The sequence below is a fragment of the Dyadobacter fanqingshengii genome (assembly GCF_023822005.2).
GTDB lineage: Bacteria > Bacteroidota > Bacteroidia > Cytophagales > Spirosomataceae > Dyadobacter > Dyadobacter fanqingshengii.
On sequence record NZ_CP098806.1, the window covers coordinates 1,622,222 to 1,641,442 of the forward strand.

General features: G+C 43.7%; 23 protein-coding genes and 1 tRNA gene. 11 read left to right on the plus strand and 13 right to left on the minus strand.

All coding sequences use genetic code 11. The features are described from left to right. Positions 1–49 precede the first annotated feature (49 nt). On the minus strand, positions 50–406 hold the full coding sequence (locus tag NFI81_RS06485; protein ID WP_234613342.1) for a DUF1801 domain-containing protein: 357 nt from the start codon (positions 404–406) through the stop codon (positions 50–52). Between the two features lie 193 nt (positions 407–599). Between NFI81_RS06485 and NFI81_RS06490 the strand changes: the two genes are divergently transcribed. The 5 genes from NFI81_RS06490 to NFI81_RS06510 all read left to right on the plus strand — a co-directional run bounded on the left by NFI81_RS06490 (position 600) and on the right by NFI81_RS06510 (position 4,249). Next, entirely contained in the window at positions 600–1,583 is a 984-nt protein-coding gene (locus tag NFI81_RS06490) for a tail fiber domain-containing protein (protein WP_234613341.1), read from the plus strand. A 31-nt stretch (positions 1,584–1,614) separates the two neighbouring features. After that, on the plus strand, positions 1,615–3,078 hold the full coding sequence (locus NFI81_RS06495; protein WP_234613340.1) for a T9SS type A sorting domain-containing protein: 1,464 nt from the start codon (positions 1,615–1,617) through the stop codon (positions 3,076–3,078). Positions 3,079–3,325: 247 nt separating this feature from the next. Next, the gene (locus NFI81_RS06500; protein WP_234613339.1) at positions 3,326–3,622 is read left to right on the plus strand and encodes a hypothetical protein; all 297 of its coding nucleotides are present in this window, start codon (positions 3,326–3,328) and stop codon (positions 3,620–3,622) included. 53 nt (positions 3,623–3,675) lie between these two features. Beyond that, a complete protein-coding gene (locus tag NFI81_RS06505; RefSeq protein WP_255717487.1) occupies positions 3,676–3,846 on the plus strand; it encodes a type II toxin-antitoxin system HigB family toxin in 171 nt (56 codons plus the stop codon). A 22-nt stretch (positions 3,847–3,868) separates the two neighbouring features. Beyond that, complete coding sequence (locus NFI81_RS06510; protein WP_234613338.1) at positions 3,869–4,249, plus strand: helix-turn-helix domain-containing protein; 381 nt, start codon at positions 3,869–3,871, stop codon at positions 4,247–4,249. A 172-nt stretch (positions 4,250–4,421) separates the two neighbouring features. Here NFI81_RS06510 and NFI81_RS06515 read toward each other — a convergent pair whose 3' ends face one another. Next, a complete protein-coding gene (locus NFI81_RS06515) occupies positions 4,422–5,036 on the minus strand; it encodes a hypothetical protein (protein WP_234613337.1) in 615 nt (204 codons plus the stop codon). A 119-nt stretch (positions 5,037–5,155) separates the two neighbouring features. Then, positions 5,156–5,347 carry a hypothetical protein gene (locus NFI81_RS06520; RefSeq protein ID WP_234613336.1) on the minus strand — a complete coding sequence of 64 codons (192 nt, stop codon included), beginning with the start codon at positions 5,345–5,347 and terminating at the stop codon, positions 5,156–5,158. Between the two features lie 47 nt (positions 5,348–5,394). Between NFI81_RS06520 and NFI81_RS06525 the strand changes: the two genes are divergently transcribed. After that, the gene (locus NFI81_RS06525; protein ID WP_234613335.1) at positions 5,395–5,622 is read left to right on the plus strand and encodes a hypothetical protein; all 228 of its coding nucleotides are present in this window, start codon (positions 5,395–5,397) and stop codon (positions 5,620–5,622) included. 96 nt (positions 5,623–5,718) lie between these two features. On the opposite strand, the gene NFI81_RS06530 is transcribed toward NFI81_RS06525, so the two are convergent. Together NFI81_RS06530 and NFI81_RS06535 are read right to left on the minus strand one after the other, a co-directional pair. After that, positions 5,719–5,791: transfer RNA gene (locus NFI81_RS06530), tRNA-Thr, on the minus strand. Positions 5,792–5,904: 113 nt separating this feature from the next. Further along, on the minus strand, positions 5,905–7,809 hold the full coding sequence (locus tag NFI81_RS06535; protein WP_234613334.1) for a DUF349 domain-containing protein: 1,905 nt from the start codon (positions 7,807–7,809) through the stop codon (positions 5,905–5,907). A gap of 106 nt (positions 7,810–7,915) precedes the next feature. Between NFI81_RS06535 and pdxH the strand changes: the two genes are divergently transcribed. Then, on the plus strand, positions 7,916–8,557 hold the full coding sequence (gene pdxH / locus NFI81_RS06540; protein ID WP_234613333.1) for a pyridoxamine 5'-phosphate oxidase: 642 nt from the start codon (positions 7,916–7,918) through the stop codon (positions 8,555–8,557). On the opposite strand, the gene NFI81_RS06545 is transcribed toward pdxH, so the two are convergent. The 7 genes from NFI81_RS06545 to NFI81_RS06575 form a co-directional block, all read right to left on the minus strand. Then, a complete protein-coding gene (locus NFI81_RS06545; protein ID WP_234613331.1) occupies positions 8,546–9,151 on the minus strand; it encodes a hypothetical protein in 606 nt (201 codons plus the stop codon). The two genes, pdxH and NFI81_RS06545, sit on opposite strands and share 12 nt — an antisense overlap. Before the next feature lie 76 nt (positions 9,152–9,227). After that, a complete protein-coding gene (locus NFI81_RS06550) occupies positions 9,228–10,511 on the minus strand; it encodes a citrate synthase (RefSeq protein WP_234613330.1) in 1,284 nt (427 codons plus the stop codon). Positions 10,512–10,821: 310 nt separating this feature from the next. Next, positions 10,822–11,280, minus strand: a complete 459-nt coding sequence (locus tag NFI81_RS06555; protein WP_234613329.1) for a hypothetical protein — start codon at positions 11,278–11,280, stop codon at positions 10,822–10,824. A gap of 30 nt (positions 11,281–11,310) precedes the next feature. Then, complete coding sequence (gene miaA, locus NFI81_RS06560) at positions 11,311–12,264, minus strand: tRNA (adenosine(37)-N6)-dimethylallyltransferase MiaA (protein ID WP_310589237.1); 954 nt, start codon at positions 12,262–12,264, stop codon at positions 11,311–11,313. Further along, entirely contained in the window at positions 12,265–13,155 is an 891-nt protein-coding gene (locus NFI81_RS06565) for a hypothetical protein (protein WP_234613328.1), read from the minus strand. A gap of 86 nt (positions 13,156–13,241) precedes the next feature. Then, positions 13,242–13,847: a hypothetical protein gene (locus tag NFI81_RS06570; protein WP_234613327.1), complete on the minus strand. Its 606-nt coding sequence runs from the start codon at positions 13,845–13,847 to the stop codon at positions 13,242–13,244. Positions 13,848–14,067: 220 nt separating this feature from the next. After that, positions 14,068–14,907: a methylated-DNA--[protein]-cysteine S-methyltransferase gene (locus NFI81_RS06575; RefSeq protein ID WP_234613326.1), complete on the minus strand. Its 840-nt coding sequence runs from the start codon at positions 14,905–14,907 to the stop codon at positions 14,068–14,070. 170 nt (positions 14,908–15,077) lie between these two features. On the opposite strand from NFI81_RS06575, the gene NFI81_RS06580 reads away from it, so the two are divergent. Continuing rightward, positions 15,078–15,380 carry a hypothetical protein gene (locus NFI81_RS06580; protein ID WP_234613325.1) on the plus strand — a complete coding sequence of 101 codons (303 nt, stop codon included), beginning with the start codon at positions 15,078–15,080 and terminating at the stop codon, positions 15,378–15,380. A gap of 226 nt (positions 15,381–15,606) precedes the next feature. Here the strand turns inward: NFI81_RS06580 and NFI81_RS06585 are convergent, their stop codons facing one another. Further along, positions 15,607–16,587, minus strand: a complete 981-nt coding sequence (locus tag NFI81_RS06585; protein WP_234613324.1) for a Gfo/Idh/MocA family protein — start codon at positions 16,585–16,587, stop codon at positions 15,607–15,609. Between the two features lie 95 nt (positions 16,588–16,682). On the opposite strand from NFI81_RS06585, the gene NFI81_RS06590 reads away from it, so the two are divergent. The 3 genes from NFI81_RS06590 (at position 16,683) to NFI81_RS06600 (ending at position 19,220) form a co-directional block, all read left to right on the plus strand. Beyond that, positions 16,683–16,904 carry a VF530 family protein gene (locus tag NFI81_RS06590; RefSeq protein ID WP_082215164.1) on the plus strand — a complete coding sequence of 74 codons (222 nt, stop codon included), beginning with the start codon at positions 16,683–16,685 and terminating at the stop codon, positions 16,902–16,904. Positions 16,905–16,959: 55 nt separating this feature from the next. Continuing rightward, positions 16,960–17,850 (plus strand): DnaJ C-terminal domain-containing protein, encoded by an 891-nt coding sequence (locus tag NFI81_RS06595; protein WP_234613323.1) that lies wholly within the window; start codon positions 16,960–16,962, stop codon positions 17,848–17,850. 134 nt (positions 17,851–17,984) lie between these two features. Then, positions 17,985–19,220, plus strand: coding sequence for a DEAD/DEAH box helicase (locus NFI81_RS06600; RefSeq protein WP_234613322.1), 1,236 nt, complete (start codon positions 17,985–17,987; stop codon positions 19,218–19,220). The last annotated feature ends 1 nt before the right edge of the window (position 19,221 follow it).

Sequence of the window (19,221 nt, forward strand, 5' to 3'; positions counted from 1 at the left end):
GGGTTTGCTAATCAAAGCTTATCGCTTTGGCCCCTACATCGTTTAAGCCTTATTTTTCGTCCATAAATTGGATCCATTCTTTGATAACCGCTCGTAGATCTTCGCTTTTAGCTTCTATTTCTGCCATGCTGCTGAATTTGGCATATGCTTTGCCTTTCGGGGCGGGTTCTAGAACTGTGCGGGCTGAAAGCATCTCGCCTTGGTGAAAAACAAGCACTGCCTGATCTTTTACCCGGGGGCTGAAAGTCGCAATATCACCTTTATAGTTGAAGCTAGGGCCGCCCCACTTAACTTCTTCTGTTATGGCTGTGTCAACTTCCATAATTATTTTTCGGATTGTTTGCATTTCTTCTTTTAGAGGGTGAATGAGCCCAGATAAGAAGTCGTCTACTTTTTTCGATGACATATACAAGGTTTTTGATGTGATGGCAATTGCCGGTATATTTTTACAAGGTCTCGATATAAATTTTAATAATAACTGTTAGACAGTAAGTTAGCCCAAATTGACTAATTACAGAATACTTAAATATTCTCTACAATAATATAAGTATTTTCGGGAATTTTATCATTTTGTAAGTACACTAAACATTACTTATATCATGAAAAAGATATTAACCCTACTTCTTTGCGCACTTTCGGGTTACGGCCATGCACAAATAGGAATTGGCACGTTGGAGCCTAAGGCCGGGCTACATATTGACGAAGTAAGCGTTCTTTTCTCAGCTTCTGAGAATATACTAAATCCCCGAGATATTCCTATATCTGGTACAGGTCGCCGCATGTTATGGTATATTGATAAAGCTGCTTTCCGAGTTGGATTTGTCGGAGGCATAGGAAGTACGTATTGGGACATGAGCAATGTTGGACATTATTCTTTTGCTGCGGGCCTGAATAGCCTTGCTTCTGGTAAAGCCGGAATTGCGATGGGTAACTCAGTAATTGCGACAGGCGATGCGGCAGTTGCGATCGGCTTTGAAAACCGCGCTGGCGCAGCTAGCTCATTAGCCTTAGGGAAAAATGCGCGTGCAAACCATCCAGGGGCGTGCGTCATCGGCGATGCCAGCGCTTCTTCCGTTGCAGACAGCGTATATAGCTCTGACAGCCATCAAATGAATATGCGGTTTACAGGGGGTTATCGCCTATTTACATCACAAAATATGACCACCGGAGTCTTACTTGCGCCCGGCGCAGGATCTTGGTCGAACGTGAGTGACAAGAGAAAAAAAGAGAATTTCGGAATTGTGGACAGCGAGTTGATACTACAGAAACTTGCACAATTGCCTGTAACATATTGGAATTATAAAACACAAGCAGCAACCAAGCGCCATATCGGACCAATGGCTCAGGACTTTTACAGCGCATTTCAGCTTGACGGAATAGGTAACGATACGACGATTAATTCTGTTGACATTGATGGCGTAAATATGGCCGCGATTCAGGCCTTAGAAAAGCGAACAAAAGAGTTGCAGCTAGAAAATGATCAACTCAAAGCAAGGATGGCCGCTCTTGAAAAACAAACCGCTGTGTTGACAAAAGCAGTTATGGGTGAAATGACAGAAAACAAAGTAAGCGCTTCACGCTAATTATGTCAACTCCAAATCAATTCTCTTACAAATGAAAAAACTATATTTAACAGCATTCCTAAATATTTTAGGACATGTACTTTTCGCACAGGGTATTTACATCAAGGGAGGCCACTTATCGCTTCTGGGTCTCTTTGACTTACAGGTAAAAGGTAATTTCATCCTTGACGGAGGCAGTTTTCATAATGGGGGGCAGCTAGATCTTAGTGGCAATCTAGTTAATAACAGTACGACGGGTATAGCCAATATCGGAAAAATCCGCTTTGTTGGAAATACTCCTCAATCTATCTCTGGAACAGCGCCTTTTCTGGCCCAATATGCGGTAATTGATAATACAGCCGGCATCACCTTGAATACTGAATTTCGAGTAGAGGATTATATCATATTTGGCGAAGGCCTGATTCATGCCCAGAGCGCTTTCTCACCATTGGTGTTTTCAGAAAATGCGTTGAGTTATAATGCCAAACCGGAAAGCTACGTCAACGGATTTGTGATGAAAGAGGGAATTGGTCCTTTCCGGTTTCCGGTAGGCAGCAGCACAGCGTTCCAACCTATTAAAGTGGATATCACTGAAAATAGCAATGGATTGTTGACGAAATATTATGAAGGTGACGCTGGTGCAGCTACATTTGGCACAACAGGCACTTCACCAATTGCACTGGAAGCCTATAACAACCAGGAGTATTGGGATATAAATCCGGTTGGTACTGCTAAAGGCAAAATAACGTTAACATGGGATCAACATAATAATCCCTCTATTACACCCTCAATTTATTTTACAGTTTTAAGTATCGCGCATAAAACTTCGGAAGGCTGGCTAAATGAAGGCTCAGCTAAACGAATTTTTGGTGATCCTGATTTTGACAATTCACTTAGCTATGGAAACGTTGAAGGTGGTTCATTATCTAACTGGGGCATTTTTACGCTCGGAAGTATCCCGGAGGCTGCGCTACCGGTAACACTTGTTGCCTTTTCAGGTCGGAAGCAAGAGACTAGCTCTCTGCTTGAATGGAGTACAGCCGAGGAGGAAAAATCATCTCATTTCCAGGTCGAACGTAGTATTGACACGAAAAACTTTGAAAAAATTGGCAAAGTGGATGCAACTGGTGGCAGTATCGTCGCAACCAAATATTCCTTCATTGACGACACTTTCAGCCAGCAGCCTGGTGTTGTTTATTACCGGCTTAAAACCGTGGACGTTGACGGCAGTTTTGCATTTTCAAAAGTGATTTCACTGAGGAATACGTCCTCCTATATTGATAGAAGTATCTATCCCAACCCAGCGAACAGGAGGAATGGTGTAGTTGTCAGGAACACAGGGAAGAGCGGACAGATCTCGGTCGTAGACATGTTGGGCCGGACAATCATAACCCCTGTGGAACACCTTAGTGACGGCAATACAAAGCTCGATTTGTCTGATTTCACTAGCGGTATGTATTTGATTAAAATCAACGCAGATAGTCGTGTGAACGTCCAAACACTGCTGGTTGAGTGAAAGTTGGCTGAAGAAAAAATGTCTCATATAAGAACGAAATTTGTGGCTAGTCGACGAGCTATCTGCCATTCTGCCGCATGTTCGCGTTGATCCCAATTCTTATAATCGTTGATATGATTTTTGTACTGCTGTTGAGGTTGCTTCCTACGGCGAAATTTCAAAAATTCGCCTGCAACTTCTATGAAATTTGTTTCAAAGTTTCCCATAAATAGGAAAATGATAGCGTCAAAAAAAATCTGATGTGTAGATGGATTATATTAAAGATAAAAGCATTAGCAACAGCTTCGTGGTAAAAAATTATCAAATGGGAAAAGTGCAAAAAGCATTTTTCGCTAAAAAAAATATATTGCGAAAAAAGTTGGTCTATAACCAACTTTTTTCGCAAATTTGTAATAGTAAGATAAAACCTCATTCAAACCAGAGCGAATATGAACCCCTTGGAAAAAGAGAAGCCAAAACAACAAAATCCACCAGATGGTTATTTTACAGTTACGCAAGCTCGATCAGTTTGCGAAAAAGCATGGAGACGCTGGTAGCAGCTTAACAGTTTGGAAAAGAACAGTTAAAATTGCTAATTAGCAAAAGGGAATAGATGTTCTGGAGGATTTTCCCAATGCATCTATAATACCAGGAAGCCGAGCCAGATTCAAAATAGTAGGTAACAAATATCGTCTAATCGTAGAGATAGACTACGAAGACAAAACAGTCGAAGTAAGATTTATAGGGACACACGCCGAGTATGATAAGGTTGATGCTTCAACCGTTTGATGCTCTTTGAGTTACTTAACATATGGAAAAATTAAAAACAGACTGGTTTCTAATAGAGACTGAGCATGACTACGATGTCGCGCTTGCTCGTTATCAGGAGATTAAGTATGCAGAACGCGGTTCTTCTGAACACAAGGAGAAACTTTTATTGGTGCATCTGATTTCTGATTACGAAGAAAGGACAAGTGAGTTGCCGGACGTCAATCCTATTGAAATGATCAAAATTAGAATGGAGGATTTCGGGTACAAACCCGTAGATCTTGCCAAGGAATATGGTGATAAGGGCACCATTAGTAAGGTTTTAAACTACAAGCAGCCCCTTTCTCTAACAATGATACGCAAATTCAGTAAAATGCTTCACATTCCAGCGGACGCACTGATAGCTGAATATCAATTAAAATAACAGGGGTATTATGTTCCCATCCTATCCTATAAGGTCATATATAGCTATTGAATCAGACTTTTTCTGCGGTATGATGCCGCCTTGTTCCCACTTATTTCTGATGATCTTGTTCTTCAAATGCAAACGGTACGCGACTTGACGTACCATTTGCATTTGAAGATGTAATTATCTACTAAGTTGACATTGTAAATCGCTCGTATATTGTTGTTACAGTGACCTCTCTGACGCCATTACTTGTATAAATTCGTCGATTAGCGATAACTGCCAATGTTCCGTCATCTTTAACCAAAACTGATTTTGGGGCCGATTGTCTAAAAAATGGATCCTCGGAATCATCGGGTGTTACGATTAGTTGTTTTAAGTCTTCTGAAAAATTAAAGCTCCGGGCAACAACCTTCATATTATATGAGAAATTGTAAGCAGGATTAAATGAAATTGTTTCAATTCCATCCCATACTTTTCCTGAACCCATTCGTATGGACTGCTCTGGCCAAGCCTGTGTAAAGATAAATGTAGGCCTGGGATTTCTATCTGAAGGTGCATAAATCCGAATGTCTAAATTGGAAATGTTAGGCAGCTCCTCAATTTCAGCTAATAAATCCATAGATGATTCACCATCTAGATTTACGTCCAATGGTTCACTGCTTACTGAGCTTACAATTTTGTATTTGCCATGAAACTGTTGATAAAGGGCATCAGCAGCTTCACTAGCGGGCAGTGGTGAATCCTCGGACGTGCAATCAAAAACCTGACTTAAAATCAAAATACTGATAAAAAGAAATTTCATGCCAATAACTTGAAAATTGTACAATTAGCTCTTGAAACTACTATTAATATAATTTATCGAATCTTAATTTGTATTATTAAATTGTTAATTTCAAACTAGTTGATAGAATTTAACAATTTTCACATACCAAATCCAAAGCCTCGTTTTTTCGGCTGCTCCTGTTTGGGCTTAACCTCAAGCTGCTGCGCCAGCTCCTTCTTTTCCCCTTGGTTCTGCTCGACAGCCTGGCTCTGCTCTGTGGCTTCTTTGGCCTGGTGGTTTCGCTCGGCCACAATCGTATAGGCGCGCTCCATCGCTGTTGCGTTCAACATTACTGTCCGGTATTGGAAGGTTTCGCTCAGCTCAGCCTTTGGTCGCCATGAAAAACAAAGTTATCATACTGCACTTGACGAATGATAAAAGGTTAAGAAAAGCCGAGTTTGTCCGGAAACGCTTTTCCGGAAAAGTTTCCTCTCGCGACCGTAAGATTGGCCTGATTCTTGACGAGCTCGCGAACAGGGATGTGATTTTATTGGGTGAATTTTCCAGGGTCGTAAAAAGAAGGACAGCCACTTTGTCAATTATCAACAGCTTTGCGTACAACTAACCCGAGACAGCTTCTCCATGAAAATCTATTGCAACATTTATTGCAAGTAAAACAAAAAGCACTTAGCAAATTAATGCTAAGTGCTTGATTTTCAAGAGCCCCCAGTCGGGATCGAACCAACGACCTACTGATTACAAGTCAGTTGCTCTACCAGCTGAGCTATGGAGGCCTCTTTTTACTTTCTGACAGCGTTTGTTACTCCGTTATCATGGTGCAAAAGTAGTAGGAAAGGCTATACAGCGCAACATTTAGCGCTAATATTTTAAAACTTTTTTTCAAAAATTATATAGCTTCCTGAATAATAGATAGTTGGTGTTTCAGGTCATTCAGCTGACTCACCGCACTATTAATCTTCCTTTCGAATTCTGCTTTCAACCGGTCCGAAGTTTTTGATTTGGCAAAAAATTCAATGTTATTCTGCCAAAGCGCAATGTCGTTTTCCAGCTGCGTGATCTTGCGTCGGATATCGCTTTCTTTTCTGTACAAATTACGGCTGCTCTCGCCATCCCGCACCAGTTCCACTTCGCTTTCCAAAACTGCCTGCTCCTTCTCCTTGCTCGAAAGCTGCCCAATTGCACTCACATACGTGTTTATTGCAGCAATGTAGCGTTTCTGAATCGTCTGCATATCCTTTTTCGGAACGAATCCAATAGACGTCCATTCGCTCTTGAATGCGCTTAGCAGGTTCAATGTTGACTCATCCTTGTTGTTCGCAGCGGCTTCGATCCTTTCGATCAGATCCGTTTTCTTTTTCAGGTTGCTTTCAAATTCCTCTTCAACCTCTTTGTTTTTGGCGCGTTTCTGATCAAAGTACGCGTCGCAAGCCTTTTTAAAACGGTCGTAAATAGTATCCTTGAACTTTTCGGGAACCTGGCCTATTCCTTTCCATTTTTTTTGAAGCTCTATAATCTTCTGTGTGGTCGAAGGGTTATCCTCACCTGTTTCCAAAATAGCCTCCGCTTCCATACAAAGCTGGTTTTTCATTTCCAGGTTTTGCTCACGTTTCGATTCAAGCTGACGGAAAAATTCTCCTTTGTTATTGAAGAAAGTTTTCAGCGCTGCCCAGAATTTCTTACTCAGATCTTTGCCTTCTTCACGCGGCATGATGCCCTTCAACGCAACCCATTGATCCTGGAAAGCCATTATTTCCTTTGTCTTGGCATTCCATTCCTTAATGCTACCGGAATTGTAAGTTGTGAAAGGCGTTATTGCTTCGTAGATTTTTAGCTTCTGCTCATAATTTTCCTGCATCGACTTTTTTTGCTCGGCAAACTGACCGCGCTGTGCATTATAAAGCACATCCAATGCTTCTTTAAACCGCTGCCACAACTTTTCCTGATCTTCTTTTGGCGCAGGACCAAGATGCTTGTAATCCTCGAAAATATGGTTCGCCTCATTCAGGATCTCGCGCGTCATCGGACGATTTTCCAATGACTTACCTAGCTCTTCAACCTTTTCGCAGAGTTCTGCTTTCAGCTCAGAGTTACGGCGCCTGTCCAGCTCTTTTAACTCAAAATAAATATTACGGTTGCTGAAATAGCGGTCGATCAATGCATTATACGTTGCCCAAAGCGTTCCGTTGTGTGGAGAAGCAATGTTACCGGCTTGTTTCCACTCGTCCTGGATCTTTTTGAACTCTTCCCAGCTGGATTTCAGGCCGGATGCGTCCGTTTCCCTGTTGCCTTCATCTTCCAGTAAAGTCCGCAGACGTTGCAGAAGAGCCGTTTTAACATTAAAATTCTTTTCTTTCTCTTTTTCCTGACCCTGATAGTAGCTGTTCTTCAAACCACGGATTTCGCGGCTCAATGAGTCCATTTTCTGGGTTTCTGCATCATATTTATATTCAAACCCTTCCTCACTACCATTTTCAGCGACAAATGCTGCCAATGCTGTTTCCTTTTCCTTCTGTTTGATCGAATCAAGGACCGGACGGATTTCTCTTGCAACAGATTCTGCTTTTTTCAATGCAGCTGGTTTTGAACCTTCCGCAGTGATAGACGCCAACTCATTTTCCAAAATATTGACAAGCTGCTCCTTAGACAGTTGGCTGTAATCCACGTCTGGCACTTCCTCCTCATGTTCCTCCGTCAACTCATTGTTAAGATCAATCTCAAGGGTGTCAATAGTCTTTTGTGTCAGGTCTTCCTGCTCCTCGCTTTTGACCCCTTCTTGTTGTTCTTGTGCCATCGTGATTCTGGTTTCGTACGTACGTCTCTTATGGATTACAAATCTAATAATCTTTCCTCTGAAATGGCTACTTTTGGTTTCTTAACATTGAACATATTAGCATCCAATGGACCATAATATTGCCAAATTACGACAGGATTATAATTTGAGGGGTTTGGACGAGCAGGATTTAGCACCTAATCCCTTCACACAGTTTAAATTATGGTTTGACGACGTGCTATCTGCGGAGATAATTGAGCCCAATGCAATGCTGCTCAGCACGGTTTTAAACGGCCGTCCTTCGGCCAGAGTTGTGCTCCTGAAAGACCTCGATCAGACCGGGTTTACGTTCTTTACAAATTACGAAAGCAAAAAGGCCCGGGAAATGGAATCTGATCCTTTCGTGGCGATTACTTTTTTCTGGAAGGAGCTGGAAAGGCAGGTCCGGATCGAAGGAAAAATAGAGAAAACAACGGCTCAGGAATCATCCGAATATTTTGCCGTCAGGCCGCGCGCCAGCCAGATCGGGGCATGGGCATCGGCGCAAAGCCAGCATCTTGAAAACCGTGCTGAGCTGGAAGAACGGACCAGACTGTTGGAAGAGAAATTTGAAGGAGCAGAAGTGCCACGCCCGCTGCACTGGGGTGGTTACCGGGTGATCCCCCATTATTTCGAATTCTGGCAGGGAAGACGCAGCCGCCTTCATGACCGGCTTGTTTACGAAAAAACGGATGAAGGCAGCTGGCAAATTGAGCGGTTATATCCCTGAACCTTTCTGCGGTTGCTGAGGAAGGGAATTCAAAACATACTCACCAAGCGGCGACAACGTATAACCTGGTTCATGACTGATTGTCAGACCCAGGTTTTTTAGTTTCCTTACATTCACTTTCAGCCACTCTTTTTCCTTATTCACTTTTGCAGCAAGCTCAACAGCCGGCAGTTTTGGATTTTCCCTGATCGCTTTCAGCACTTTTGTGGTCCATTTGCCCTGGTTGCTGTATTTATCCAGGTTTAATAATTTTTCTTTCAATGCTTCAAGCTCTTCATCCGGAATCTGGCTTTTTTGTCTCAGGTCAATGCGCGGATCCGGGCTGTGGTAGCTGAGCTGGATCTTGTAAATCGCACCATTCACGGTCTTTTCCAATTCGCCGATCAGTGCATTAACATTTTCATAGCCAGCTTGTTTGGCGTCATCTTCGGAGATCTGGTCCAATTCAGTTTGCGTAATATCCATAATCTTCACCACTCCGATACTCGTTTTGAGCAGACTGTCTTTTTTAACAGACAAATTTTTCCATTTACGAAAAGCCAGAGATATGTCTCCCGACATGATGCCTTCGAGGTGTTTTTGTTTTATTAACATTGTTTTGAATTTAACAAAAAAGAGACTGCTATTTACAAGCAATCTCTTGATATTGAAAGTGTTATTTCTGAATAGATTAGCGCTCGCTCATCGGAACAAAATCCCGTTTAGGGGCGCCTGTATAGATCTGACGCGGGCGACCGATCGGTTCTTTGTTTGCACGCATTTCTTTCCATTGTGCGATCCATCCCGGAAGACGGCCAATGGCGAACATGACCGTAAACATGTTGGTAGGAATTCCCAGCGCACGGTAAATGATGCCCGAGTAAAAATCCACGTTCGGATAAAGTTTTCTTGAAACGAAATACTCGTCTTCCAAAGCCGCTTTTTCCAGTTTCTGCGCAATTTCCAAAACAGGATCATTGATGCCCAGTTTGTTCAAAACATCGTCTGCGGCTTTCTTAATGATGCGCGCGCGCGGATCAAAGTTTTTGTAAACGCGGTGTCCAAAACCAAACAAACGGAAGCCGCTTGATTTGTCTTTGGCCATATCAATGTATTTCTGAACATCACCACCGTCATTTTTGATGGCTTCCAGCATCTCGATCACTTCCTGGTTTGCACCACCATGGAGCGGGCCCCAAAGTGCGCTGATACCAGATGAAATCGAAGAGTAAATGTTCGCGTGAGACGACCCGACAAGCCTTACGGTCGAAGTAGAGCAGTTTTGCTCATGGTCTGCGTGCAGGATCAGCAATTTGTTCAATGCAGCAGAAACTACGGGATCAACATTGTATTTTGCTACGGGCAGCGAAAACATCATGTTCAGGAAATTGGAACAATAATCCAGGTCATTCTGCGGATAATTCACCGGATGTCCCTGCGATTTCTTGTATGACCATGTTGCAATGGTCGGCAATTTGGAAAGCAAACGAATGATGTGCAGTTCTGTAATCTCCTCTGTATTGGTATCGAAAGTTTCAGGATAAAAGGCGCTCATCGCGCTCACCAGTGACGAAAGCACGCCCATCGGGTGCGCATTCACAGGAAATCCTTCGAAAATCTTGCGCATATCCTCATTCACGAGTGTGTGCGTTCTGATTGCATGCTCGAAATCCGCAAACTGCTTTTCAGTAGGAAGTTCTCCGTAAATAAGCAGGTAAGCTACTTCCAAAAATGACGACTTTTCAGCCAGATCTTCAATTGAATAACCTCTGTAATTCAGTATCCCCTCTTCTCCATCCAGAAACGTTATAGCGCTTTTTGTGGCGCCTGTATTTTTATAACCTGCATCAATTGTAATATACCCTGTCTGGTCACGTAACTTGGCAATATCTATCGCTTTCTCCTGCTCACTGCCTTCAATAATGGGGAACTCGTACTTTTTACCTTCAAGGGTTAATTCAGCTATTTGGGACATATTAATGAGAATAAAATTAAAAAGGTTAATGACAAGATATAGACAAATCAGGTCAATTCAATCCAAAGATTTTCCGTGCTCCTGATTTACTTATCCAACAAATTAATTTTGTGTTAATTGAATGCGAGCGTAACCATTTCCCGATTCGACACAAGCCGCAATATCCTAAAAAACTGTGTACTTTCTATTATTATCCATGTTTTATTTGTGAAAAATCGGGACTCGGGGAATAATATTTCACAATTTTAAGTAATTATAATAATATTCTATTGAGCTCAAAAAATGCTGAAAAACTCCCGTTTAACCCGCCTCAGGGCTGCACGTCCTTCGACACATTTCCTTTCAGATCGACCTCTATGTAGCGCGGCTTGCTGAGAATTTGCCTGACCAGATATCGCCCGAAAAGCCCTGCCAGAATGACTGGCAGCAGATGCGCGCCGTAGATAAATGCCTTCCCGGTGATCCGATATGAAAACGTCGAGAACGTGAGATAAACGTATCCAAACCAGAAGACTGCAATCCCCAGTAACCAGCTATAAAATATGGTTGCCGGTTTGCGGTCTGCAAATAGCCTGATCAGTTCACAGATGGCCAGCGAAATCCCTACCACAAGCAAAACCGTTAACAATGCTCTTGGAAAATTGCGGATGTAAACGTGCTTGTAAACCATCACACCGAGCTTTCCGATGAGGTTTGGGTGCGCCAGCAAATAGGCGTCCGTTACGCTCAGGACCAAAAGCAGCAAAAGGCTGCTGATCTTTTTATTCATTTATGTGACGTCTTTTATGGTAAATTACTCTTAGTTGTCGTGTAAAAACTGCTGATATTTTAGTGTTATGGCCTGCGCCTGTTCGTCAGCATTCCTTTCAGAATCAAGCCATTGTATATCAATTCCATCTTTTTCCATTTTCCGGAAAAAAGTCATTTGTCGCTTTGCGAAACGATGGATTTCGGTTTCCAAATGTGTTACCATTTCCTCGTATTGCAGCGCACCTGTCAGGAAAAGCGTAATCCATTTGTATTCCAGACCATAATAAATCAATTGTTCAGCTGTAAGCCCGCGTGCCAGCAAACCCTTAACCTCCTCAATCAAACCACTTTCCAACCTGGTTCTTAATCTCCTGCTGATCCGCTCACGCCGGACTTCAACTGCGGGGTTAAGCCCGAAAACAATGTACCGATAAGGCTGCCTCTCCGTAAAAGTTTCAGCGCCTGCATGATGTGTGAGGAATTCCGATATTTCAATGGCCCTGATCAACCTTTTCCGTGTAGACGTGTCCGCAATGCGCTGATAGGCCGTATCATAACTTTCAAATCGTGTTAATAGCGACTCTTTGGGAACGTTTTCCAGCTCTGTGCGAAGCGTTTCGCTCACCGGAACGGACGCATATGCATGACCTTTGAGCAACGAAAGAATGTAAAAACCCGTTCCTCCACACAAAACCGGCACATGACCGTTGCCTGTAACCAATTTATATACCGTTTCGAAATCCCTTTGAAACTCATTTACATTATATTGCTCGCCGGCGTCCCTAATGTCTATCAAATGATATGGAATCTTTTTGCCATCCGATTCATACTCAGCAAGATCCTTGCCTGTTCCGATATCCATATCCCGGTAAACCTGCCTGGAATCTGCGCTGATGATCTCACCGCCTATCATAGCCGCGACTTTCACTGCCAAATGGGTTTTGCCGGAAGCGGTAGGCCCCAAGATGACGAGCAGCGGAACGGTCGGTTTCATGTCAGGCATTCAGTTCGGCAATTTATAGGTCTTAACAAACTTAATGCTGCCCGCATTGTAGATCGCAATGCGCTTAGGATCTGGCTTTGAAGTTCTCTCCATATCAGTCGCGGACAAATAGAACTGCATGGGCGCTGTTTCTGAAATTCTTTCAAAGCCAAGCGTCACATAACCAGCTCCATCCGACCATTCACGGTCGGCGTAGGTCATGATATCATCCGGATCTTTTTCTCTTGCAAAAGCAGTAAGCAGCTTATCCAGCCCGCCGGAAACATTGGTATCGAGCAAGCTGGCAAACCGCAGCATTTCGAACGACCTGAATGGACCATCCGCACGAGCAAAAACCCGCGGCGCACTGAATGTTGCGACAGCCACGAGCAGTTCTTCTGAATTGTGATCGTATTCGAAAGCCTCGTTCAAAACCCGGAAATAACGTTTTGGTAAAAACAGGCCATATTTTGTTTTGGAAGTTACGGAACCATTGAGATGATTTTTCTCTAAAAACAGCGCAGCGCTTTCCTGATCTATCCGGCGAACCTGTGTTAGTCTGGCCGCAATTTTCTGAGAATTCCCAAGCATTGCATTCACCCTGGACTTTACGATCGGCTCATTGTTAATCCAATAATCTTCCCAGATCACAACACATTTTAAACCCGCTTCCCGTTTTGCAAGCATGGTGCGAACTTCGTCTTGCCACCTTAGGAAAGATCCCGCTTCAAGCCAGTTTTCAAGCGTAATCAGCACAATTTTCAACGTAGCACCATTTCCTTTCGATACGACGATATGTGTTGAGAAATGCCCGCGACTTGTCACTTCGAATTGCAACTGCATTTCGCTCAGCCCATTACAAACTTGTTCCTGAAAAGAAGGCATATGGATCGATGGCAGCGGGGTTGGCATAGGGCAGCAAGTTAGCCGCAGATTTATTCAGTAACAAAAAAACGCGCTCAATGAGCGCGTTTTCAACATATTCGATGGGTCAGAAATTACTCTCCGCCCAATCCGAAGATCACACCGACATTCACCCCACCGAAATTTGAAGTGGATTCAAAATCAATATTATTGGCTGATCCTGTGGTTGACCCGTGATTTTTATTACCAAAGACGAAATGGTAAATCCCTTCCACCTGAATACCTACGTTTCCAAAAGCAAAAATCAACCCTGCCCTTGGCGCTGCACCGAAGTTGCTATGTTTTGAAGATTCAACGATTGTATTTCCATTGAACTTAGCGTCGTACTTGGAGAAATAAATACCCGCGTCCCCACCAACATATGGCCTGATGACACCTTCTGTGAAAAAGTAATCAATCGTTCCGGTTACAGGCATTAACCGGCCTGTTGAGCTGAGCGTTTGCCCGGCTATCGTATAATCGCTTCCATCCGCATAAATCTTACCTGCAACGCCAAATGCAAAATTGGGAGACGTAAATACTCTCAAATTCACCCCGCCACCTGCAACGGTTTTAGAATCTTCTACATTGGATTTGGCAATTCCCCCTTGCAATCCAAGTGAAAACTGGGCGTAACCTACTGAGCTGATGGTCAGGAAAAACGCAGCCACAGCCAAAGAACGAATTATTTGCTTTTTCATAACTGATACTGATTACTGATTAATAATGCAGTCAGCATTGCCAATATCAGTCCATACCAGAAAAATCGCATTGTAAATATTCGCTTACAGTTAGTAAACAGTTACTTAGCAATATTCACCATCGCAATTATGCTATTTAGAGCGCAATAATTGCTGTGCAAATTATTCCTCAAAACGAACAATTTCAGGGAAATTACAGGGCAAAAAACGGTTAGGGTTGTTAGGCCAAACGCGCCGCCTCCCACCCTATCAATGCCTTTTTACGCAAACTTCCCCAGCGATATTCGCCAAGTAAACCTTCCTTACGGATAACACGATGGCATGGGATCAGATAAGCGATCGGGTTGTCGCCCACGGCGCTTCCAACCGCGCGAACGGCGCCCGGATGTCCGATGCTTTGGGCTATTTGCTGGTAAGTGGTCAGCGCGCCATTGGGAATGCTCAGCAATGCTTCCCACACTTTGAGCTGAAAATTGGTCCCCTGAACGAGTATAGGAAGCTTTTCCAATGAACCCGAAGCAGGCTGGAAAATGCGGTTAACAAAACGTTCCGTTAGGATTTGGTCGTGTTTGATGTTGGCATAGTGCCACTTTTTGGCCAGTGTGATCAATTCTGCTTCCCGCCCTGCTTCGTCAATGAACGCCATCGCGCAAATGCCGCGGTCTGTAACGGCAATAAAACAATCACCGAACGGTGTGGGATGGATGCCATAGCTGATATCAAGTCCTTTCCCCGAAGTTTTAAATTCCTGCGGCGTTACTGCTTCAATGCTGATAAAATGGTCGTAAACTCTGCTTTGGCTCGACAGTCCTGCCTGCTCCGCCAGTTCAACAAGGTTGGATGATTCCCGGATCTTTTCTTTCAGATAGCCCGCGGTAATGAATTGAAGGAATTTTTTGGGACTTACGCCTGCCCATTCTGTAAAAACACGCTGGAAATGAAACTGGCTGATGCTCACTTCCTCAGCCACGTCAAATAGCGAAGGCTGGTCTTTTGCATTGGCAACGATGAACTCGATGGCTTTTGCAATTTTGTCGTAATTATAAGTTTCCTGGTTCATTGGATTAATAATTTGTTATACAAAATTGGCTTCATCTCCGCAGTTGCCCAACCTGAAACTTGCGCAAATTCACAGCCACTTGCACACTCATATTTTCAAATTAAATCCGCTGGCCCTTATATTCACAATTATATTCAAACTCAACCATTCTATTACCAAATATAAAAACGATGAAATCTTTCCTTATCGTCGCCTTGTTTTTCCTTGTTAGCGCCCACATAAGCTATGCGCAGAACTTCAAATCCGAGCTTAAAAAGCTGGATTCGGAAATCAGGTCGGCTTATAAAAGTAAGAAACTTACTGAATTGGAATATACTAAGTTGCAACGCGAGCAGGATGTGATCCAGGCAACCATAGAAAAAGCCCAGGCGGATGATATCATGACCCCGGATGAGAAGAATAAAATTCATTCGAAAATTGTCCGGGCTAAGAAGAAGCTCGCCAAATACAAGACAAACCGGGAGATTTACTGATGCCCTGTCAGCCTGAGCGGCCCGGTCCGTTCAGGCTGACAAGTAATTTTGCTTTTTATTAATAGTCTTTCTTACCGTCTTTTTTCGCCTTTTTTTCAGCACGTTTCTCTTTCAGGTTCTTCTCGGGCTCCTTTTTAGTGCTTCCCTTGTCCAGATTTTTACCTTTGGCCATGACTATTGAATTTTTGAGTTAAGATGATTGAATAACTGTAAAACTATAAAAAAATTACTTTGTTGTAATCCAATCCATGATATGGTTGGCCCTTGCGCCCGATTCGCCGGTGCTCGGACATTTTCCTTCGCCGCGTAACTCCTTCACAATCGAATCGATTAAAGGCTGTTGCACATGTTGCGGATAAGGAATGTTGAAAATCTCGGTTCCCGATTCCGTTTCCACTTTAATGTCAAATTTCTCAAAAAACGAGAACGTGATCCTGCCTTTGGAGCCGATGATCTGCGCCAGGTCCTCGCGCTGTTCCTTGTTGATGGTATAGCACCAGCTTCCATTGCCCAAAACGCCCGATTCGAACTCGTAATTGGCCACGACAATGTCGTCGGCTTCATATAATCCTGCCTGGTTACGCGCAATTCCGGACGCATATTTTATTGGGCCAAATACAAATTCAAGCAAATCAAACTGATGCGACGCCAGGTCATGAAAATGGCCGCCACCTGAAATTTTCGGATCCACCCGCCAGCGTGGCTTTGGGTTTGGCCCGGTTTCTTCTTCATAAGGCTGCCATTGCAGGCAAATGTTCACAAATCTTACATCGCCAATAACATTACTGTCAACGAGTTCTTTTACTTTGAGAAAATAGTCAAGTGCGCGGCGGTAAAATGCGACAAAAACCGGAACACCGCTTTCCCTGCTGAATGCATTGATCCGGTCGCATTCGGCACCATTCAGCGCCATGGGTTTTTCGATGTAAACAGGCTTGCCTACCTTCATGGCTTTAATGGCCAGTTCTTCGTGGGCATCTGGCGGCGTTGCAATGTATATCGCGTTGATCTCCGGATCATTAATGAGCTCGTCAGCATCGGCATACCATTTGGGAACATTATGGCGCTGCGCGTAATCGGCAGCTTTTTCAGCGTCGCGCCGCATAACGGCCACCAGACTTGAATTGGCAACTTTATTAAAAGCCGGGCCGCTCTTGACTTCGGTAACATTGCCGCAGCCAATGATGCCCCATTTTATCTGATCCATAAGCAGGATTTAATGTTTGAACTAATCGTCAAGCATAATAATTATTTAATTGGATAAATCTACTTTAAAACAAAGGCAACATTCTTTTTTGTAACATGGAAGGACAACCCAATAACCCGCTTCACGGCAAAACGCTGGAAGCAATTTTGAACGAACTGGTTGAATATTACGGCTGGGAACAAATGGGTTATCACATTAATATTAATAGTTTCCAGTTTGAGCCAAGTGTGAAATCCAGTCTGAAGTTTTTGAGGAAAACACCCTGGGCAAGAAAAAAAGTAGAAGACCTGTATTTAAAAATGCTCGAACGCAAATGACGTTACCGCAATTTTTTATGTATCTATCAACCCAAATCGATCTAATTTTTTAGTTATGCCATTTGTAGATTATTATCAGATCCTTGGCGTAGATAAAAATGCGCCGGAAAAGGAAATAAAAAACGCTTACCGCAAACTGGCCAGGAAATATCACCCCGATGTGAACCCGGACAATAAGGAAGCCGAGAAGAAGTTTCAGGAACTGAATGAAGCCAATGAGGTGCTCAGCGATCCTGAAAAGCGAAAAAAATATGACCAGTACGGAAAAGACTGGCAGCATAGTGATGAATTTGAAAGAGCACGCCAGTCCCGCGCCAATTCATCTCGGCAGCAGGGACAATGGCAAACAGGCGGCAATGATTTTTCCGATTTCTTTGAGTCCATGTTCGGTTCCTCCAGCGGCTTTGGCGGTGGCAGGCAAAGGACATTGCGCGGGCAGGACTATCAGGCGGAACTACACCTGACATTGCAGGAAGCCTATCAAACGCAAAAGAAAACCATCACTGTCAACGGTAAAAATATTCGTATCACCGTCCCCGCCGGCATTCAAAACGGGCAAACGATCAAAATCGCAGGTCATGGCGGACCGGGCACAAGCGGAGGCCAGAATGGCGACCTTTTTATCACATTCAACATTGCTGCCGATGAAAAGCTGCGAAGGGAAGGCGACAACATTCACCAAAAAGTGGAGCTGGATCTTCAAACCGCATTGCTGGGCGGCGAGCTCGTACTTGAAACGCTCAGTGGAAAAGTGAAGCTTCCGATCAAGCCGGAGACGCAAAACGGAAGTGTTGTCAGATTGAAAGGCAAAGGTTTTCCTGTTTATAAAAAAGCAGAAAGCTTTGGCGATCTGTATGTTACGTTTGACATTAAAATTCCTGTAAACCTCACGGAGCGGCAAAAAGAGCTGATCGCAGAAGCGTTTAAGCAAGTTGAAACGGAATAATCGTGTATGCATAACAAGACGCGGCGTGTGCGACACACGGCAATAATTAATCGTGACGTCTTGGATTACCGCGTATCTTTGGGCACTTTTTAGAAGGCGGCATCATTTTCAGCCGCCTTACCAATCCACTTTTTATGAAATTCGAAGATTACCACATTGCCCCTGAGATCAAAAGAAGCCTGGACACAGCCGGATTTAAAAAACCGACCGACATTCAGTTCAAGGCTATTCCTGCGATCATGAAGGGCGAAGATGTGCTGGCCATTGCGCAAACGGGCACAGGAAAAACCGCCGCTTTTGCCATTCCGGTTATTGATAAGTTGCACAAACAAAAGGTTTCCAGTCGCTCAGAAGGCATTAAATGTGTGGTGATGGTTCCTACCCGGGAGCTTGCAATCCAGATTACGGAGGTTTTTGCCAAACTCGCGCAGCATACCAGAGTGAAAGCATTCAGTGTGTTTGGCGGCGTAGAACAGGGTCCGCAGATCGCTCAGCTGGAAAAAGGCATCGACGTCCTGGTTTCCACCCCCGGAAGGATGTTCGACCTCGTAAGCCAGGGCCACATTAAACTCGACCGAATAGAAATTCTGATCCTCGACGAAGCCGATCATATGCTGGATCTGGGATTTATTAAGGATATTCAGGACCTTATAAAATTTTTACCCAAGAACAGACAGACGCTGTTTTTCTCAGCTACGATCAACGAAAAGATCAAAAAACTAGCCTACTCGCTGGTAAGAAACGCCATTCGCATCCAGATTTCACCCAATGATCGTGTCGCGAAAAATATCACGCATTCCGTGGCTTTTGTGGCTATGGATGACAAAAGGTTCTTTTTGGAACGTGTGATTAAAGAGAATCCCGATAGCAAGATCCTTGTTTTCGTTCGTACAAAAGTGCGCGCGGAAAGGGTTTTTAACGCATTGGAAAGAATGGAAATCGTTAGCATGACCATTCACGGCGACAAAGAACAAGCCGACAGGCTAACAGCGCTGAACGAGTTTAAACAAGGAAATGTAAAAGTGCTGATCGCCACGGACGTTAGCGCAAGGGGAATTGACATTGCCAATGTGGATTACGTCGTGAACTACGATCTTCCCGAGCAAGCCGAAAACTACGTGCACAGGGTGGGACGCACGGGCCGCGGAACGCAAAAAGGCCGCGCCGTTTCCTTTTGCAGCCCCGAGGAGAAGCCTATGCTGGAAGAAATTCAAACATATCTGGAAAAACCAATCGACGTGTTGAGCATCAGTACAACCGATTACTCACAAACAATCGACTTCACCGCTGACACTACCGACGACCTGAAATCATTGATGAAGGAAGTGGAAGATTACGAGACAGCAAAAAGGAAAAAGAAGAAGAAATAAA

Excerpts from the sequence above, each read along its gene's own strand:
- NFI81_RS06485 (WP_234613342.1), bottom strand. The coding sequence starts at position 406 with ATGTCATCGAAAAAAGTAGACGACTTCTTATCTGGGCTCATTCACCCT.
- NFI81_RS06490 (WP_234613341.1), top strand. The coding sequence starts at position 600 with ATGAAAAAGATATTAACCCTACTTCTTTGCGCACTTTCGGGTTACGGC.
- NFI81_RS06495 (WP_234613340.1), top strand. The coding sequence starts at position 1,615 with ATGAAAAAACTATATTTAACAGCATTCCTAAATATTTTAGGACATGTA.
- NFI81_RS06500 (WP_234613339.1), top strand. The coding sequence starts at position 3,326 with ATGGATTATATTAAAGATAAAAGCATTAGCAACAGCTTCGTGGTAAAA.
- NFI81_RS06510 (WP_234613338.1), top strand. The coding sequence starts at position 3,869 with ATGGAAAAATTAAAAACAGACTGGTTTCTAATAGAGACTGAGCATGAC.
- NFI81_RS06515 (WP_234613337.1), bottom strand. The coding sequence starts at position 5,036 with ATGAAATTTCTTTTTATCAGTATTTTGATTTTAAGTCAGGTTTTTGAT.
- NFI81_RS06520 (WP_234613336.1), bottom strand. The coding sequence starts at position 5,347 with ATGTTGAACGCAACAGCGATGGAGCGCGCCTATACGATTGTGGCCGAG.
- NFI81_RS06525 (WP_234613335.1), top strand. The coding sequence starts at position 5,395 with ATGAAAAACAAAGTTATCATACTGCACTTGACGAATGATAAAAGGTTA.
- NFI81_RS06535 (WP_234613334.1), bottom strand. The coding sequence starts at position 7,809 with ATGGCACAAGAACAACAAGAAGGGGTCAAAAGCGAGGAGCAGGAAGAC.
- pdxH (WP_234613333.1), top strand. The coding sequence starts at position 7,916 with ATGGACCATAATATTGCCAAATTACGACAGGATTATAATTTGAGGGGT.
- NFI81_RS06545 (WP_234613331.1), bottom strand. The coding sequence starts at position 9,151 with ATGTTAATAAAACAAAAACACCTCGAAGGCATCATGTCGGGAGACATA.
- NFI81_RS06550 (WP_234613330.1), bottom strand. The coding sequence starts at position 10,511 with ATGTCCCAAATAGCTGAATTAACCCTTGAAGGTAAAAAGTACGAGTTC.
- NFI81_RS06555 (WP_234613329.1), bottom strand. The coding sequence starts at position 11,280 with ATGAATAAAAAGATCAGCAGCCTTTTGCTGCTTTTGGTCCTGAGCGTA.
- miaA (WP_310589237.1), bottom strand. The coding sequence starts at position 12,264 with ATGCCTGACATGAAACCGACCGTTCCGCTGCTCGTCATCTTGGGGCCT.
- NFI81_RS06565 (WP_234613328.1), bottom strand. The coding sequence starts at position 13,155 with ATGCCAACCCCGCTGCCATCGATCCATATGCCTTCTTTTCAGGAACAA.
- NFI81_RS06570 (WP_234613327.1), bottom strand. The coding sequence starts at position 13,847 with ATGAAAAAGCAAATAATTCGTTCTTTGGCTGTGGCTGCGTTTTTCCTG.
- NFI81_RS06575 (WP_234613326.1), bottom strand. The coding sequence starts at position 14,907 with ATGAACCAGGAAACTTATAATTACGACAAAATTGCAAAAGCCATCGAG.
- NFI81_RS06580 (WP_234613325.1), top strand. The coding sequence starts at position 15,078 with ATGAAATCTTTCCTTATCGTCGCCTTGTTTTTCCTTGTTAGCGCCCAC.
- NFI81_RS06585 (WP_234613324.1), bottom strand. The coding sequence starts at position 16,587 with ATGGATCAGATAAAATGGGGCATCATTGGCTGCGGCAATGTTACCGAA.
- NFI81_RS06590 (WP_082215164.1), top strand. The coding sequence starts at position 16,683 with ATGGAAGGACAACCCAATAACCCGCTTCACGGCAAAACGCTGGAAGCA.
- NFI81_RS06595 (WP_234613323.1), top strand. The coding sequence starts at position 16,960 with ATGCCATTTGTAGATTATTATCAGATCCTTGGCGTAGATAAAAATGCG.
- NFI81_RS06600 (WP_234613322.1), top strand. The coding sequence starts at position 17,985 with ATGAAATTCGAAGATTACCACATTGCCCCTGAGATCAAAAGAAGCCTG.